Annotated in this window: 10 protein-coding genes; 1 reads left to right on the forward strand and 9 read right to left on the reverse strand. The window is 63.7% G+C overall.

Annotated features, from left to right (window positions below):
- Positions 1-19 precede the first annotated feature (19 nt).
- From E8L22_RS01500 to E8L22_RS01540, 9 genes are all read right to left on the reverse strand, one after another.
- The gene (locus E8L22_RS01500; RefSeq protein ID WP_136523524.1) at positions 20-2,476 is read right to left on the reverse strand and encodes a Lon protease family protein; all 2,457 of its coding nucleotides are present in this window, start codon (positions 2,474-2,476) and stop codon (positions 20-22) included.
- 30 nt (positions 2,477-2,506) lie between these two features.
- A complete protein-coding gene (lipB, locus tag E8L22_RS01505) occupies positions 2,507-3,124 on the reverse strand; it encodes a lipoyl(octanoyl) transferase LipB (RefSeq protein ID WP_136523525.1) in 618 nt (205 codons plus the stop codon).
- A complete protein-coding gene (gene lpdA, locus E8L22_RS01510) occupies positions 3,124-4,530 on the reverse strand; it encodes a dihydrolipoyl dehydrogenase (RefSeq protein ID WP_136523526.1) in 1,407 nt (468 codons plus the stop codon). Before lpdA ends, lipB begins: the two co-directional genes overlap by 1 nt.
- 51 nt (positions 4,531-4,581) lie before the next feature.
- Positions 4,582-5,850: a 2-oxoglutarate dehydrogenase complex dihydrolipoyllysine-residue succinyltransferase gene (odhB, locus tag E8L22_RS01515; RefSeq protein ID WP_136523527.1), complete on the reverse strand. Its 1,269-nt coding sequence runs from the start codon at positions 5,848-5,850 to the stop codon at positions 4,582-4,584.
- Positions 5,851-6,029: 179 nt separating this feature from the next.
- Entirely contained in the window at positions 6,030-8,723 is a 2,694-nt protein-coding gene (locus E8L22_RS01520; protein ID WP_136523528.1) for a 2-oxoglutarate dehydrogenase E1 component, read from the reverse strand.
- 52 nt (positions 8,724-8,775) lie between these two features.
- On the reverse strand, positions 8,776-9,153 hold the full coding sequence (locus tag E8L22_RS01525; protein ID WP_136524793.1) for a DUF190 domain-containing protein: 378 nt from the start codon (positions 9,151-9,153) through the stop codon (positions 8,776-8,778).
- A gap of 71 nt (positions 9,154-9,224) precedes the next feature.
- Positions 9,225-9,599 (reverse strand): fluoride efflux transporter CrcB, encoded by a 375-nt coding sequence (crcB, locus tag E8L22_RS01530; protein ID WP_136523529.1) that lies wholly within the window; start codon positions 9,597-9,599, stop codon positions 9,225-9,227.
- A gap of 16 nt (positions 9,600-9,615) precedes the next feature.
- Positions 9,616-10,401 carry a hypothetical protein gene (locus tag E8L22_RS01535; protein WP_246044507.1) on the reverse strand — a complete coding sequence of 262 codons (786 nt, stop codon included), beginning with the start codon at positions 10,399-10,401 and terminating at the stop codon, positions 9,616-9,618.
- A 16-nt stretch (positions 10,402-10,417) separates the two neighbouring features.
- The gene (locus tag E8L22_RS01540; protein ID WP_136523530.1) at positions 10,418-13,201 is read right to left on the reverse strand and encodes an Rne/Rng family ribonuclease; all 2,784 of its coding nucleotides are present in this window, start codon (positions 13,199-13,201) and stop codon (positions 10,418-10,420) included.
- Between the two features lie 437 nt (positions 13,202-13,638).
- Here E8L22_RS01540 and E8L22_RS01545 point away from each other — a divergent pair, with 437 nt between their 5' ends.
- Positions 13,639-14,127: a hypothetical protein gene (locus E8L22_RS01545; protein ID WP_136523531.1), complete on the forward strand. Its 489-nt coding sequence runs from the start codon at positions 13,639-13,641 to the stop codon at positions 14,125-14,127.
- The last annotated feature ends 16 nt before the right edge of the window (positions 14,128-14,143 follow it).

The raw sequence follows: 14,143 nt of genomic DNA on the forward strand, positions 1-14,143 counted from the left end.
GGTTTGCAGGTGCATCCCATCAGGAATGCTCCGGCTCTTTCACCTGTTCGGGAAGTCGCGCCGGCTCGTCCTTCTCCCTTTCGGGCTGCTGGAACTTGCGCATGTTCTCGAGCATGATCTTAAGCCTCTTCTGGACCAGGAAGTTGACGCTCCCCTCGGGGTAGCTGCCGTCCTCGGCGGGTTTCCCGGCCGGAACGCCGGTGAGGATCTCGATCCCCTCCTCCACCTCGGAGACGCTCCAGACGTGGAACATGCCGTCGGCCACCGCCTGCACCACCTCGTCGCTCAGCATCAGGTTCTGCTCGTTGATCTTCGGTATGACGACCCCCTGCTCGCCGGTCAGCCCCTTCGCCTTGCAGACGTTGAAGAACCCCTCGATCTTGTAGTTCACCCCGCCGATGGGCTGGATCTGCCCGTGCTGGTTGACGCTCCCGGTCACCGCGATCCCCTGCTTGACCGGCAGCCCCGAGAAGGCGGAAAGAAGGCCGTAGAGCTCGGCCGAGGAGGCACTGTCCCCCTCGATCCCCTCGTAGGACTGCTCGAAGCAGATGTGCGCCGAGAAGGAGAGCGGCTGTTCCTGCCCGAACTTCCCGGCCAGGTAGCCGGTGAGGATCAGCACCCCCTTGTCGTGGATCGGGCCGGAAAGTTTCACCTCGCGCTCGATGTTCACCATCCCGGCACGCCCCTGGGAGACGCGTATGGTGAGGCGCGAGGGACGCCCGAAGGTGTAGTCCCCCATGGTGATCACGGAGAGGCCGTTCACCTGCCCGACCACGCTACCCTTCGTGTCGCACAGGATCACCCCTTGGGCTAGGAGCTCCTGGATGCGCTCCTCGATACGGTTCGAGCGGTAGGTGCTCTCCTGGATCGCCCGCTTCACCCAACTGCGGTCCACCACCTGCGCGCCGTCGCGCTTGGCCCAGTAGCTCGACTCCCGGATCAGGTCGGAGAGCTCCATGAAGTGGGAGGAAAGGCGCGTCTGGTCCTCGACCATGCGCGAGGCGTGCTCCAGGAGGGCGGCGACGCCGGTCGGGTCGAAGGGAAGGAGCCCCTCATTGCAGCAGTGAGCCGCGACGAAGAGGGCGTAGTCCTGCATGACGTCCGGGGTGCGGCTGATGCGGCTGTCGAAATCGGCCTTCACCTTGAAGAACTTCCGGTAGTCCGGCTCGAGGTAGAAGAGGAGGTAGTAGATCCAGAGCGACCCGATCATGATGATCTTCGCGTCCAACGGGATCGGCTCGGGTTTCAGGGACACCACGGTCATGAAGCGGTACTGCTCGAGGACGTCCTCGATCTTTATCTCCATGTTCCTGATGCATCGCTTGAGCGACTCCCAGGCGAAGGGGTTGATGAGCACTTCACGTGCGTCGAGGACGAGGTAGCCGCCGTTGGCGCAGTGCAGGGCGCCCGGCTTTATGAGGGTGAAGTTGGTGGTCGCCACCCCCCCCATCTGCATGACGTTCTCGATGCGCCCGAAGAGGTTGTTGTAGGTCGGGTTCGACTCGAAGACCACGGGGGCGCCGATGTCCGGGTTGTTCTCGACGAGGACGTTCACCTCGTAGCGCTCGAAGGTCGGCTCCTGTTTGGGGAGCTTAAGGCCCGGTATCTGCGGCGGCGCCGCCTGGGGCTTGAAATCCTCCAGGTTCAAAAGGAGGTCCTCCTGCACGCTCTCCAGGTACTCCTGAACCTTGGCGAACCCCTGGTATTTCTCCTTGAGCGGGTTCAGGTGGTGCCCGACCGCGGCTAACCCGAGCTCGCGGTCCAAAAGCGCCAGCGCGTCGCGCAGCGCCTTCTCGTTCTCGCGCACCTGGCGCAGGGCGTCGTTCAGCTTCTCGGTCAGCTCGCGCCCCACCGTGTCGAGCTTCTCCCGCTCGTCCTTCTCGAGCGCCTCGTACTCCTCCTGGGTGAAGTTGCGCCCCTCTTTTTGCGGCACGATGACGAGCCCGGACACGGTGCGCTGCAGGGCGAAGCCGCGCTCGCCCGCCTCCGCCTCGAGCTCCGAGAAGATCTCGCCGTTTCGCTCCTGGAACTGCTCGATGATACCGACCCGGTTGGTCTCGTACTCCTTGCTCTCGAGCGCGGTCGGGACGTTTGCGCGCATGTAGTCGAGGAGTTCGCGCATATCGGCGGCAAAGCCACGTCCCATGCCCGCCGGAAGGGCGATGGCTATGGGCGCGTCAGGGGTGTGGAAGTTGTTAACGTAGCACCAGTCGCTCGGGGGGCAGGTGTCCTTGACGAACTTCTTCAGCATCTGCCGGATGGTGGAGGTCCGTCCCGTGCCGGGCTCGCCGGCTAAGAAGATGTTGAAGCCGTTGCTGGGCATGCCCAGGCCGAACTCGATGGCGGCAATGGCGCGGTCCTGGCTGATGTTGCGTTCGATGTTCGCGATTTCTTCGGTGGTCTTGAAATTGAAAAGGGCGGGGTCGCATACCCACCGCAGCTTCTCAACGGGGACTCTGTTAGCGGTTTCGGACATTTGAGCCTCCTTGCAAGCGGTCGTGAAGGTTTACCGGGACGGCAGGTGCGTGTTCAAAAGCGTCTCGAAACGGGCGGCCGCGAGTTTCTTAAGCTCCCCTACCGCCACAGTTTCCCCGCGTTCGAGGGATATGGAGGTGATGCGGCAGTCGCGCATGCCGCAGGGGTTGATGCTTTGAAAGGGCGAGATGTCGGGGGCGACGTTCAGGCAGAAGCCGTGCATGGAAACCCAGCGCCGTACGCCGACGCCGATGGCGGCGATTTTCCCCCCCGGGGTCCAGACCCCGGTCTTCCCCGGGACGGTGAACCCGGCGACGCCCATGCTGCCGCACATCTCGATGAGAAAGAGCTCCAGGAAGCGGAGGTAGCGGTGCAGGTCGCGCCCGCGTCGCCCGAGATCCAGGATGGGGTAACCTACCAGTTGGCCGGGGCCGTGGTAGGTGACGTCTCCTCCCCGGTTGACCCGGTGCGCCGTTATCGCGGGATCGAGCAGGTTTCCGCTGTCGCCTCCTGCACCGATGGTATAGACGGGGGTGTGTTCGAGAAGGATGAGCGCCTCCTCCCCCCCCTGCTGCACCTCGCCTACCAGGCGCTCCTGCAAGGCGAGCGCCTCCGGGTAACCGATCACCGCCGCGTCGTGAATGACCATCAGCCGTGGATGGCGCGCTTGTCGAGGTCGAGCGCCGCCTCCTTCATCGCCTCGGAGAGGGTGGGATGGCCGTGCACGGTGAGGGCGATGTCCTCGCCGCTGCCGCCGAAACTCATCACGGTGACCGCCTCTGCGATCATGTCCGAGGCGCGGGGACCCAGGATGTGCACGCCTAGAAGCCTCCCCCCCTTCTCCTCGGTGAGGAGCTTCACGAACCCTTCGGTCTCGTCCATGCACTTGGCGCGGCCGTTGGCCATGAAGTTGAATTTGCCCACCTTGTAGGCGATTCCCTCTTCCTTGAGGGCCTCCTCGGTCTTGCCGACCGAGGCCGCCTCGGGCCAGGTGTAGCAGACACCGGGGATGCAGCCGTAATCGACTTGGCTCGGCTCGCCTTGCATCCGCTCGACGCAGACCGCACCTTCCTCCATCGCCTTGTGGGCGAGCATGGGACCGGCGATCAGGTCGCCGATGGCGTAGATCCCGGCGACGTTCGTCGCGTAGTCGGCGTCGACCTTGATACGGCTGCCGTCCATGGCGACGCCGAGCCCTTCCAGGTTCAGCCCGCCGGTAAGCGGCCTGCGCCCGACCGCTACGAGGACCTTGTCGCAAAGGATCTCCTGCGCCTCTCCCTCCCCCTCTATGCGCGCGGCGAGGCGTCCGTCCTTCTTCTCGACGCCGGCCACCTTGGCCCCCAGCATGAACTGCATCCCCTGCTTCTTGAGCGAGCGCAGGAGCGCCTCGGCCACCTGGCCGTCGCTCCCCGCGACGAGGCGCGGCAACAGCTCAACGACGGTTACCTTGGCACCGAGCCTAAGCCACACCGAGCCGAGCTCGAGGCCGATGTACCCACCGCCCACGACGAGCAGGTGCTCGGGGACCGAGGTGAAGCTGAGCGCCTCCCGGGCGGAGACGACACCTTCGCCGTCAAAGGGGAGCGACGGGAGTTGCACCGCGTCGCTGCCTGTGGCGATGATCACCTTCTTGCCGGAGATGATGGTGTTCTGCTCCCCCTTAACCTCGACCCGGTGCGTGCCGTTTTCCGGCGCGAGCATGGTCGCCGTGCCGAGAAAGCTCGTGATGCCGTTTTTCTTGAAGAGATAGGCGATGCCGTCGGTGAGTTTCTTCACGACATCTTCCTTGCGCGCCATCATGCGGGAAAGGTTGAGGGTGGGAGGCTGCACCTCGATGCCGTGGCCGGCGAAGCGGTGCAGCGCCAGATGGTAGAGTTCGCTCGAGTCGAGGAGCGCCTTGCTCGGGATGCACCCCTCGTTCAGGCAGACGCCCCCCAGGGAGCCGCGCTTTTCTACGACGGCGACCTTCATGCCGAGCTGGGCGCCCCTGATGGCGGCGACGTACCCGCCAGGGCCGGCGCCGATTACTATGAGATCGAAGGTTTCTTCGGACATGGTTTCCCTCCTGCTTGCATCGATTTCAGTTCCAGGTTGACTCGCTTTCTCCTAGCACTCGAGCAGCATCTCCTCCGGGTCCTCGATGTACTCCTTGACCAGCTTCAGGAAGCCGACCGCCCCCTTGCCGTCCACGATCCTGTGGTCGTAGGAGAGTGCCAGGTACATCATGGGACGCACGACGATCTGCCCGTCCACCACCACGGCGCGCTCCTGGATGTTGTGCATCCCGAGAACACCGGACTGGGGCGGGTTCAGGATCGGCGTGGAGAGCATGGAGCCGTAGATGCCGCCGTTGGAGATGGTGAAGGTCCCACCCTCGAGGTCGGAAAGGGCGATGCGGTTGGTGCGCACCTTTTCGGCGAACTCGGCGATGGCGAGCTCGATCTCGGCGAGTCCCATCTTCTCCGCGTCCCTCAAGACCGGCACCACCAGGCCACGTTCGCCACCGACCGCGACGCCGATGTCGCAGAAGTTATGGTAGATGATGTCGTCACCCTCGATGTTCGCGTTCACGTCCGGGAACTCTGCAAGCGCGGCGCAGCAGGCACGCACGAAGAGCGACATGAAACCGAGCTTCACACCGTGGCGCTTCTGGAAGTGCTCACCGTGTTTCTTGCGCAGCCTGATCACTTCGGTCATGTCCGCCTCGTTGAAGGTGGTGAGCATGGCGGTGTTCTGGCGCACGGAGACCAGGCGTTCGGCGATGCGCTTCCTGATCTGGGTCATCGGCTTGCGCACGATGCGCCCCTCTTCGGCCGCCTCCTTGGGGGCGGTTTTCGGCTGCGGGGGTGCGGGTGCCGCGGGGGGGGGCGTAACGGGCTGACTGGTGGTAGCCGGTTCCGGCTCGACCGGCGCAGGCTTAACCGCGGCCGGCTGAGCCGCCTCGCCCTTGGCCGCCTGTGCCTTCATCAGGTCGTCGTTGGTGACCCGGCCGCCCCGGCCGCTTCCCTGGACCTCGCCCGGCTCTACGCCGAGCTCACGGGCGAGCTTGCGGCCCGAGGGGGACATCGGGGGGGCGGCGCCTTGTGCTGCAGGTTTTTTCGGCGCCTGCGGGGCTGCGGGTTTAGGAGCCTCCTTAGCCTCCGCGCCGCGTGCGTCGATCGTCGCGATCACCGCGCCGATTTTCACCGTCTCCCCTTCTCCGGAGAGCACGGTCAGTACGCCGTCAGCTTCGCTGGTCACCTCCAGGGTCACCTTGTCAGTCTCGATCTCGCACAGCGGCTCGTCCTTGGCCACCACGTCGCCCGTCTTCTTGAGCCACCTGGCGATGACCGCCTCATAAACCGACTCGCCGACTGCCGGAACCTTGATATCCATGTGCATCTCCTTAACCCAATTTCTAAAACACGTTCAGCGTTCAGCGTTCAACGTTCGATGACATTTTCTCACGGCTCAGCGTGCTCCTGACTTGTTACGACAAATAGGTCGCCGTACCGGTGAACCCGGTCGGAGCCGCCATGCCGCGCGAACGTTGAACGTTGAACCTTGAACGTTCTTTAGATTTTTAAAGCTTCGTCAACGATGCGCTCCTGCTCGACACGGTCCAGCCGGTGCGAGCCGGAGGCGGGGGCGGCCGCGTCGGGGCGCCCTACGTACCTGGGAACGCTTCCCAAAAGCTCGCTCAGCGGCTCGTGGATGAAGCGCCAGGCTCCCATGTTACGCGGCTCTTCCTGAACCCAGGTATAACGTACGCCGGCGGGGAAACGCTGCAGCTCGTCGCGCAACTGCTCTATGGGGAGCGGATAGAGCTGCTCGATGCGCAGAAGGGCGCTTCCCTGCAACTGCTCTTTCCTGATGCGTCCCAAAAGATCGTAGTAGATCTTGCCGCTGCAGATGATCACCTGGCAGACCGATGCGCCGGCCGCGGGCTCGGCAATCACCTCGCGGAAACCGCCGGAGCTCAACTCCTCGAGCCTCGAAACGCAGTCCGGGTGGCGCAGAAGACTCTTCGGGGTGAAGAGGATGAGCGGCTTTCTGAAGGGCTGCAGCATCTGCCGGCGCAGGACGTGGAAAAGCTGGGCCGGTGTGGTGGGATAGACCGCCTGGATGTTGCCGGCGGCGGCAAGCTCCAGGAAGCGCTCGATGCGGGCGCTGGAATGCTCCGCCCCCTGCCCCTCATAACCGTGCGGCAGCATGAGGACGAGACCGCTGGAGCGCTCCCATTTTGCCTCACCGCTCACCAGGAACTGGTCGATGATCACCTGGGCGCCGTTGGAGAAGTCGCCGTACTGGGCCTCCCAGATGGTTAGGGCCTCGGGAGCCTCGAGGGAATAACCGTACTCGAAGCCAAGTACCGAGAATTCGGCCAGCATGCTGTCAAAGGCGCAGAAGTGGGTCCTCTCCGGTACCACCGCGCAGAGCGGCATGTAGGTGGCGCCGCTTTCCTGATCGAAGAGGGTGCTGTGGCGGTGGCTGAAGGTGCCGCGCCGCACGTCCTGCCCCGAGAGGCGCACGGAGACACCCGAGGAGAGGAGCGAGGCATAGGCGAGGGTCTCGACATTGCCCCAGTCGAGCGGTCCCCCCTTCACCACGGCATCCCTGCGCTTTTGCAGCACCGCGGCTACCTTGGGATGGGGGGTGAAGCCGTCGGGGATGCGCGCGAGCCGCTCGGAAAGCTCGAGGAGCGTGGCGGAGGGAACCGAGGTCGGCACGGCTACCTTGGCAACGCCCGGCTTCATCCCGCTCCAGTGGGCGAGGAAGGCGGATTCCACCGAGGCCGCCTGGCGCTCGCCGGCCTGGGCCAGCCGCTGCACCACCTCGTTCTCGATCTCTTTAAGCACATCCTCCTCGAACCCCTCGGCCAAAAGCTCCATCTCGTAAAGCGAGTGCAACTGAGGGCGGAGCTTGATCTGCTGGTACATGAGCGGCTGGGTGAAGTAGGGCTCGTCACCCTCGTTGTGGCCATGCCTTCTGTAGCAGATCACCTCCACCACCACGTCCTTGCGGTAGCGGTCGCGATAGGCTACGGCGAGCTCGGTCACGTGCACCACGGCCTCGGCGTCGTCGCCGTAGACGTGGAACACCGGGGCCTGCACCATCTTCGCGACGTCGGTCGCGTAATGGCTGGAGCGTGCATCTACGGCGCTCGTCGTGAAGCCGATCTGGTTGTTGAGGACGATGTGGAGAGTGCCGCCGGTCCGGTAGCCGGCAAGCTGGGAGAGGTTCAGGGTCTCGGCCACCACCCCCTGGCCGGAGAAGGCGGCGTCGCCGTGGATCAGAAGCGGGAGCACGCGGGTTTCCCCGTCGCTGCCGATGCGATCCTGACGCGCGCGGCATTTCCCCTGCACCACCGGGTCGATCGCCTCGAGGTGGCTCGGGTTGGAGGTAAGGGTCAGGTGGACGGTACCGCCGTCGGCACCCGGGACGTCCACCGAGAACCCTTTGTGGTATTTCACGTCCCCCTCACCGACCACGCCGTACTCGGAGTTGTCGGAGAACTCGGCGAACATGTTCTCGTAGGGCATGCCGAAGATGTTGCACAGCACGTTCAAGCGGCCGCGGTGCGGCATGCCGAAGACGACGTCGGTTACGCCCGTGGAGGCCGCCTTGGCGACGGCGGCATCCAGCATAGGGATGAGGACGTCTCCCCCTTCGAGGGAGAAGCGTGTCTGGCCGGGGAACCTCTTGTGCAGCTCGCGCTCGAAGAGGGCGGCCTCCTTGAGCTTTTTCAGCAAAAGGAGCCGTTTCTCCCTGGTGAACTCGCCGCGGTTACCCACCGGTTCCATCCGGTCGATGAGCCACTGCCGCTCGTCCGGGTCCTGAAGGTGCATGAACTCGACGCCGACCGACCCGCAGTAGGTGCTGCGCAGCACCTGCAGGATATCCTTCAGGGTGGCGCTCTTTTTCATGAAGCGCCTGGTGTGGAAGGTCTTGTTAAGGTCGGACGGGTCCAAACCGAAGGTCGAAAGCGAGAGGAGGGGATGCTCTATCTTACATGGTGAAAGGGGGTCGGTGCATGCCAGCAGGTGACCTATGTCGCGGTAGCGGTAGATGAGGGACTGTACCGAGGACTGTTTCAGAGCCTCCTCGGATCCCGGCGCCGGGGGGGTGCCCGGCGCCGGAGCGGCAGCCCCCAGGTCAAATCCGGTGAAGAATGCCCGCCATTCCTCGGAAAGCTGCTCGGGCTCACGTTTCCAAAGTTCGTACTGGTTCTCAATCCACTGGGGGGTCAGGTTGTCTAATATACCCATCGATCTGCTCCTTTTCATGAACACGGAGAGTGTAGCAGATGAGGGTCTCGTTTCAAGCGGAGCGTTTCTTCGCGTACCGCCAAACCTGAACTTTTTCAAGGGTGATCATGCCGCCGTCCATCATCTCTTCCACGGCGGGAAGAATCGCCTCGACGCGTACCCGCTCGTCGACCACCTCGATCACCATGGGGAGGTCGGTGGACAGACGCAGCAGCCTGTCGGTGTGGTACATGCTGTGCGCGCCGAAGCCGGCCACCCCGCGCAGCACCGTGGCACCGGCGAATCCATCCTTGCGGAACAGTTCGACGAGCGCCTCGTAGAGCGGGATGTGCTTGTACTTGTCGCGCTCCCCGATGTAGATCCTCAGGAGAACCTGCTCGCCGAGCATCCCCTGCCTGTCAGTTTCCAGGCTCATGTCCCTCACCTTCATAGGCACGCTTCCCTCCATGTGTATTTAAATATATGCAAAGGCGCAGGCCGCCGATGACGGCAGGCGCGGGGCTACATCCAGCGGGCCGTCTGTATCCCGAGCCAGGTGCAGGCAAGGCAGGCGATTACGCTGATCAAGATATTGGTAAAGGCAAGGAGCAGCGCTCCCTCCTCGATGAGGCGGAAAGTTTCCAGGCTGAAGGTGGAAAAGGTGGTGAGTCCCCCCAGAAAGCCGATGGTGATGGCAAAGCGCAGGGTAGGCGGGATGAGCGCGCTCCTGATGGAGAACTCCATGACGAGGCCGATGAGAAACGCCCCGATGATGTTGACCGCAAGCGTGCCGTAGGGAAAGCCGGTACCGCAGATCCGGTACACGAAGCCGGAAAGGAAATACCGGGTCAGACAACCGGCCGCCCCGAGAAGGGCTATGAGAAAAATCTGCTCCATGTAAAAACCAGCCGTTTTAGAAGTTCCAGCCGAGCCTCAGGCCGAAGCTGTCGGAAGAGGAGTCGGGCTGGAAGTAGTAGGTTCCCTGGACCGACTTGAGGTCGGACCGGGCGAAACGCAGGGCATCGAAGACGAGCGACGCCCGGAAGTTGCCGTATCCGGCGCCCAGTTCGGCGAAGCCGCTCATCCGTCCCTTGGGGTGGAAGGTGGTCTTGCCGCTGCCGCTGAAGTCGATGGTGTTCCCCACGTAGAAGGGGTACTTGGCACCCGCCTCGGCTGAGACCCTCACGCGCCCCAGCGGAGCGTCAGCGCGTGCACCGAGCCGCGCGTAACCGACCTGCCATCCCTCGGTGTAGCCGGAGACGCTGGTCCCGTCGGAAGCGGTCGAGTCCTGCAGGTCCCGGAACCATCCCTGATACCCGACGCCGGCAAATGGCTCCAGACGCGCGGGGCCGGTCTCAAGCCGGTAGCCCAGGTCCAACTCCCCTTTTCCACCGAAGTAGCTTACGCGGGTGTCGACCGGCACCGATTCGGGCGCCTGGGTTTGCCCCTCGTAGGAGACTTCGCCGCCGAACAGTTCGGCCCTGGCGCGGACGGCAATCGAGGAGGAAGTTACCGAGCCAAGGCGCACACCGGCGCAGAAAAGCGGGCCGTGCTCCTTGAGCAGGGTCTTGCCACCATTACGCTCCTTCCAGGTGAAGTACTGAGGGCCGAAGTACGGGGTGAGCTCTTCCAGGCCTGCCGCAGCCGAGGGAGCGGCGCAGCCAAGTAATAAGGCTGCGACCGCGAGGTATTTCATCATCTCATCCCCCGAGCCGTCAGACGGCCGTATCTTCTTTTTTCTTACGCGGCGCGCGAGGCTTCTTCGGTTTCTCCTCGGACGCTGCAGCGGGCTCCGCGTCCTTTGCGCCACCACGCTTCGTGGGGGCTTTGGTCTTTGCGGCGGGCGCCTTTTCGGGGGCAGGCTCGGCCTTGGCAGGCTTCGCAGGCTTGGCGGCCTTGGCTGCCTTGGCGGGCTTTGCAGCCTTCTCGGACTTTTCGGACTTCGTCTCAGACTGGTCCGACGGGGCGACCGCCTTCTTGGCCTTCGCGGCTTTTGCAGGCTTTGCGGGTTTTGCTTGCTCGACCGCAGCAGGTACGGCGGTGGCTGCCGGGGCCACGGCGGCGGGCTCGGCAACCGTTGCCTTCCTGGGGCGGGCCGGCTTTTTCTTTGCGGCAACCTCGGCCTTGCCGGCTTCGGCAGCGGGTGCTGCCGCCGACTCCGCCGCTCCGCTTTGCGACGCGGGGGCCGGTGCCGAGGCCTGGCTCTGTACTGCAGGTGCGGCTGCCTCGACGGCAACGGCAGCAGCCTTCGGCTTGCGCGCAGGGCGCGCCTTCTTGGCCGGTTTCTCCGGGACGGCGGCGGGCTCGGCTGCCGGGGCAGGTGCACCGGACTCGGCCACGGGGACAGCCACACCGGCTACCACGGCCTCAAGGACGGCCTCGACTGCTCCGCCCTTGCCGCGGCTTCTCTTCTTGCGTGCCGGCTTCTTCTCCGCGGGCGCCTCACCCGAGGCAGCGGCCTCGACAACGGGCGCCGCTTCGGCGGCAAGGGCCACCGGCAGGGCGGTTTCGGACTCCCCGTCGGCTACCTGCTGCCCTTCACCTGCTGCGACGGCCTCGTGACCGCCCTTGCCGCGCCGTCTTTTCCGGCGACGTTTCTTCTTGACCTCTTCAACAGGCTCGCCCGATGCCGACTGCTCGGCCCCGGCCTCCTCGGCCGGCTCGGAAACGGCGCCACCTGCGGCAAGCTCCCCGGCGTCGCCGGGCAACTCGACTTCGGCCTCGGCCGGGTGGGCGGCCGCATCGGCGCCTCCCCCCTTGCCCCGCTTGCGCTTTCTGCGCCGCTTCTTCTTGTGCTCCTCCTGCTCGCCCTCTACGGTCACCACGAGCTCCGCACCAGTCGGCTCCTCGACCACAGCGATCGGCACCGCCTCGGCATGCACCTCGGGCTCGGCGGCCTTCTTCCCTTTTTTCTTCTTCTTGCGCCCATCGGCGGCGGCCTCTGCGGGCGCCTCCTCCTTGGCTACGGGACGCGCCGGCTGCACCTTCTCCTGGGGCAGCTCCTCGACCTTCTCCCGCTTGACGAGCTCCAGGTCCATCTGGTTCAAGAGATAAGAGGGTTTCCCCTTTACGGTCACCTCTATGTCGTAGTCGTTCTCGATACGGGAGAGCTCGTGACGCTTGCGGTTCAGAAGGTAGTAGGCGATCTCGAGGGGCAGGCTTCCCACCACCTCGCCGATGGTCCCCTTGGCGGCCGCCGCATGCACCTTCCTCAGGAAGGAGAGCGCCATCGCCTCGACAGACTTAACCTTGCCGCGCCCGTCACAGTGAGGACACTCGAGGGTGCTCGCCTGGTTCAGGGTCTGGCGGATGCGCTGCCGGGACATCTCCAAAAGGCCGAACTCGGAGATGCGGGCGACGTTCACGCGCGCCTTGTCCGCCTTGAGTGCGCTTTTCAGGGTCTTCTCGACCTCGGCGTTGTGTTTTCTGTCACGCATGTCGATGAAGTCGATGACGATCAGCCCGCCCAGGTCGCGCAGCCTCAGCTGGCGCGCCGCCTCTTCGGCAGCCTCCATGTTGGTCTTGAACGCGGTGTCCTCGACCCCCTTCTCGCCGGTGGACTTGCCGGAGTTGACGTCGATGGAGACGAGCGCCTCGGTCGGCTCGATGAAGATGGAGCCACCCGATTTGAGCGGCACCTTCTTCTCGTAGATAAGGTCGATCTGCTCCTCGAGCTGGTAGCGCGAGAAGAGGGGACGCTTCTCCTGGTGCATCTTGACGAGCTTCTCGAAGGCGGGATCGATCTCCTTGAGCGCCTCGCGCACGTCCTGGTAGACGTCCTTGCTGTCGACGAGCACCTCGTCTATGTCGGCGGAGAAGTAATCCCGGATGGTCCTAATGATCAGGGCGGACTCCTGGTAGATCATCCCCGCCCCTTTCATGGACATCCCTTTTTCGCGGATCCCCTGGTACAGCGCCACCAGACTGTCGAAGTCCTTCTGCAGCTCCTCGCGGGTGCGCCCCATCGCCTCGGTACGGATGATGTAGCCGTACCCCTCGGGGATGGTCATCTCGGAGATCATCTCCTTGAGCTTCTTGCGCTCCCCCTCGCTCTCCACCTTGCGGGAGATCCCGGCGGAATCGCTACCCGGCATCACCACCATGTAGCGGCCCGGCAGCGAAACGTACGTGGTGAGGGCGGCCCCCTTGTTGTCGCGCTCCCCCTTCTCCACCTGGACGATCAGCTCCTGCCCCCTTCTCAGCACCTCCTGGATGCGGGGACGACGGTGGCGCTGGTCCTCGGGGATATCGTCACGCCACTTCCAGTTCTCGGGGTGCAGCTCACCCATCTGCAGAAAGCCTAGCTTCTTGAGCCCGATGTCGACAAAGGCGGCCTGCAGCCCCTGTTCGACGCGGACCACGACCCCCTTGTAGATGTTGCCGCGCGTCTGCTCGTTGCCGGCGATCTCAACATCGAGATCCACCAGACGTCCATCCTCCACGATTGCCACGCGCGCCTCTTCCGAGTGCAGCGCATTGATCAGCATTTTTTTTGCCATAGATTGCTTGTTCCCTTTCCTTTTGGGGCCGCGGGCTCCCGGCGGCAGTGCCGGCCGGTGCCTCTCGCGCCCAGGTTTGTTGTCTCGCCGGTAGTACCGGCCGATTTCTTCTCGTATATGCAGCCCCGAATGAAGATTCGGGGCGGACAAGATTAATGAAAACCGAGTGATTATAGCAGAGTTTCTTTCTCACGCACTATAAAAAAACGGAGTGACCACGCGGCATTAAGGCCTTCAAAGCAGCGCTTGCATCGCCGGGGATGCTCCACATGAGGGACGGCAGGATGAGATCCACATGAATATGGCTGCAAATTCAGCAGTTTACCAGGAGCACCCATGCAAGCCTGCCCCCGGCGCCCCCTGCCATTAAATTAGCTATTTATGACGCCCCGGAAGTATGCTATTGGATTTCGTCAAACCACGCCCGAAGGTGCGCCATGCCCGGTATCAAAAAAGACACCACGCCGCTTAACCCGATCTATCTGGAAATGGGGGCGGCGGTCCAGGACTGCCAAAGGATCGAGCTTTACATCTCGTTCATCGTGACGCTCCTTATCGAACTCTCCGACGGAGCGCTCACCGAAGAGGAGTTCAGCGGGTCGATGGAGATCCTCGGTTCCCAGACCATGGGACGGCTGATGGAGGAGATCAAGGAGAAGGTCGGCTTCAACGACCAGGCGGTGCACGCGCTGCGCCTGGCACTTAAGGCGAGGAACTTCCTGATCCACCGCTTCTACAACGAGCGTTCAGACCTGCTGTTGACCGGCGAGGGGCGCGAGAAGGCACTGCGTGAGGTTCGCTCCAAGAGGGCGACGCTGAACACCGCAAACGCGGTGCTCGATTCGGTCATGAAGGATCTGGTGCGCCTGAAAGGGATCGACCTGGAACAGTTCAAGACGGAGCTGGAAGAAAGATTCGAGTCCTGAAGAGGACCCAAGGAGA

It is taken from the genome of Geomonas ferrireducens (genome assembly GCF_004917065.1).
In the GTDB taxonomy this organism is placed as follows: Bacteria; Desulfobacterota; Desulfuromonadia; order Geobacterales; family Geobacteraceae; genus Geomonas; species Geomonas ferrireducens.

Excerpts from the sequence above, each read along its gene's own strand:
- E8L22_RS01500 (WP_136523524.1), bottom strand. The coding sequence starts at position 2,476 with ATGTCCGAAACCGCTAACAGAGTCCCCGTTGAGAAGCTGCGGTGGGTA.
- lipB (WP_136523525.1), bottom strand. The coding sequence starts at position 3,124 with ATGGTCATTCACGACGCGGCGGTGATCGGTTACCCGGAGGCGCTCGCC.
- E8L22_RS01535 (WP_246044507.1), bottom strand. The coding sequence starts at position 10,401 with ATGATGAAATACCTCGCGGTCGCAGCCTTATTACTTGGCTGCGCCGCT.
- E8L22_RS01545 (WP_136523531.1), top strand. The coding sequence starts at position 13,639 with ATGCCCGGTATCAAAAAAGACACCACGCCGCTTAACCCGATCTATCTG.
- E8L22_RS01520 (WP_136523528.1), bottom strand. The coding sequence starts at position 8,723 with ATGGGTATATTAGACAACCTGACCCCCCAGTGGATTGAGAACCAGTAC.
- E8L22_RS01540 (WP_136523530.1), bottom strand. The coding sequence starts at position 13,201 with ATGGCAAAAAAAATGCTGATCAATGCGCTGCACTCGGAAGAGGCGCGC.
- lpdA (WP_136523526.1), bottom strand. The coding sequence starts at position 4,530 with ATGTCCGAAGAAACCTTCGATCTCATAGTAATCGGCGCCGGCCCTGGC.
- odhB (WP_136523527.1), bottom strand. The coding sequence starts at position 5,850 with ATGGATATCAAGGTTCCGGCAGTCGGCGAGTCGGTTTATGAGGCGGTC.
- crcB (WP_136523529.1), bottom strand. The coding sequence starts at position 9,599 with ATGGAGCAGATTTTTCTCATAGCCCTTCTCGGGGCGGCCGGTTGTCTG.
- E8L22_RS01525 (WP_136524793.1), bottom strand. The coding sequence starts at position 9,153 with ATGAAGGTGAGGGACATGAGCCTGGAAACTGACAGGCAGGGGATGCTC.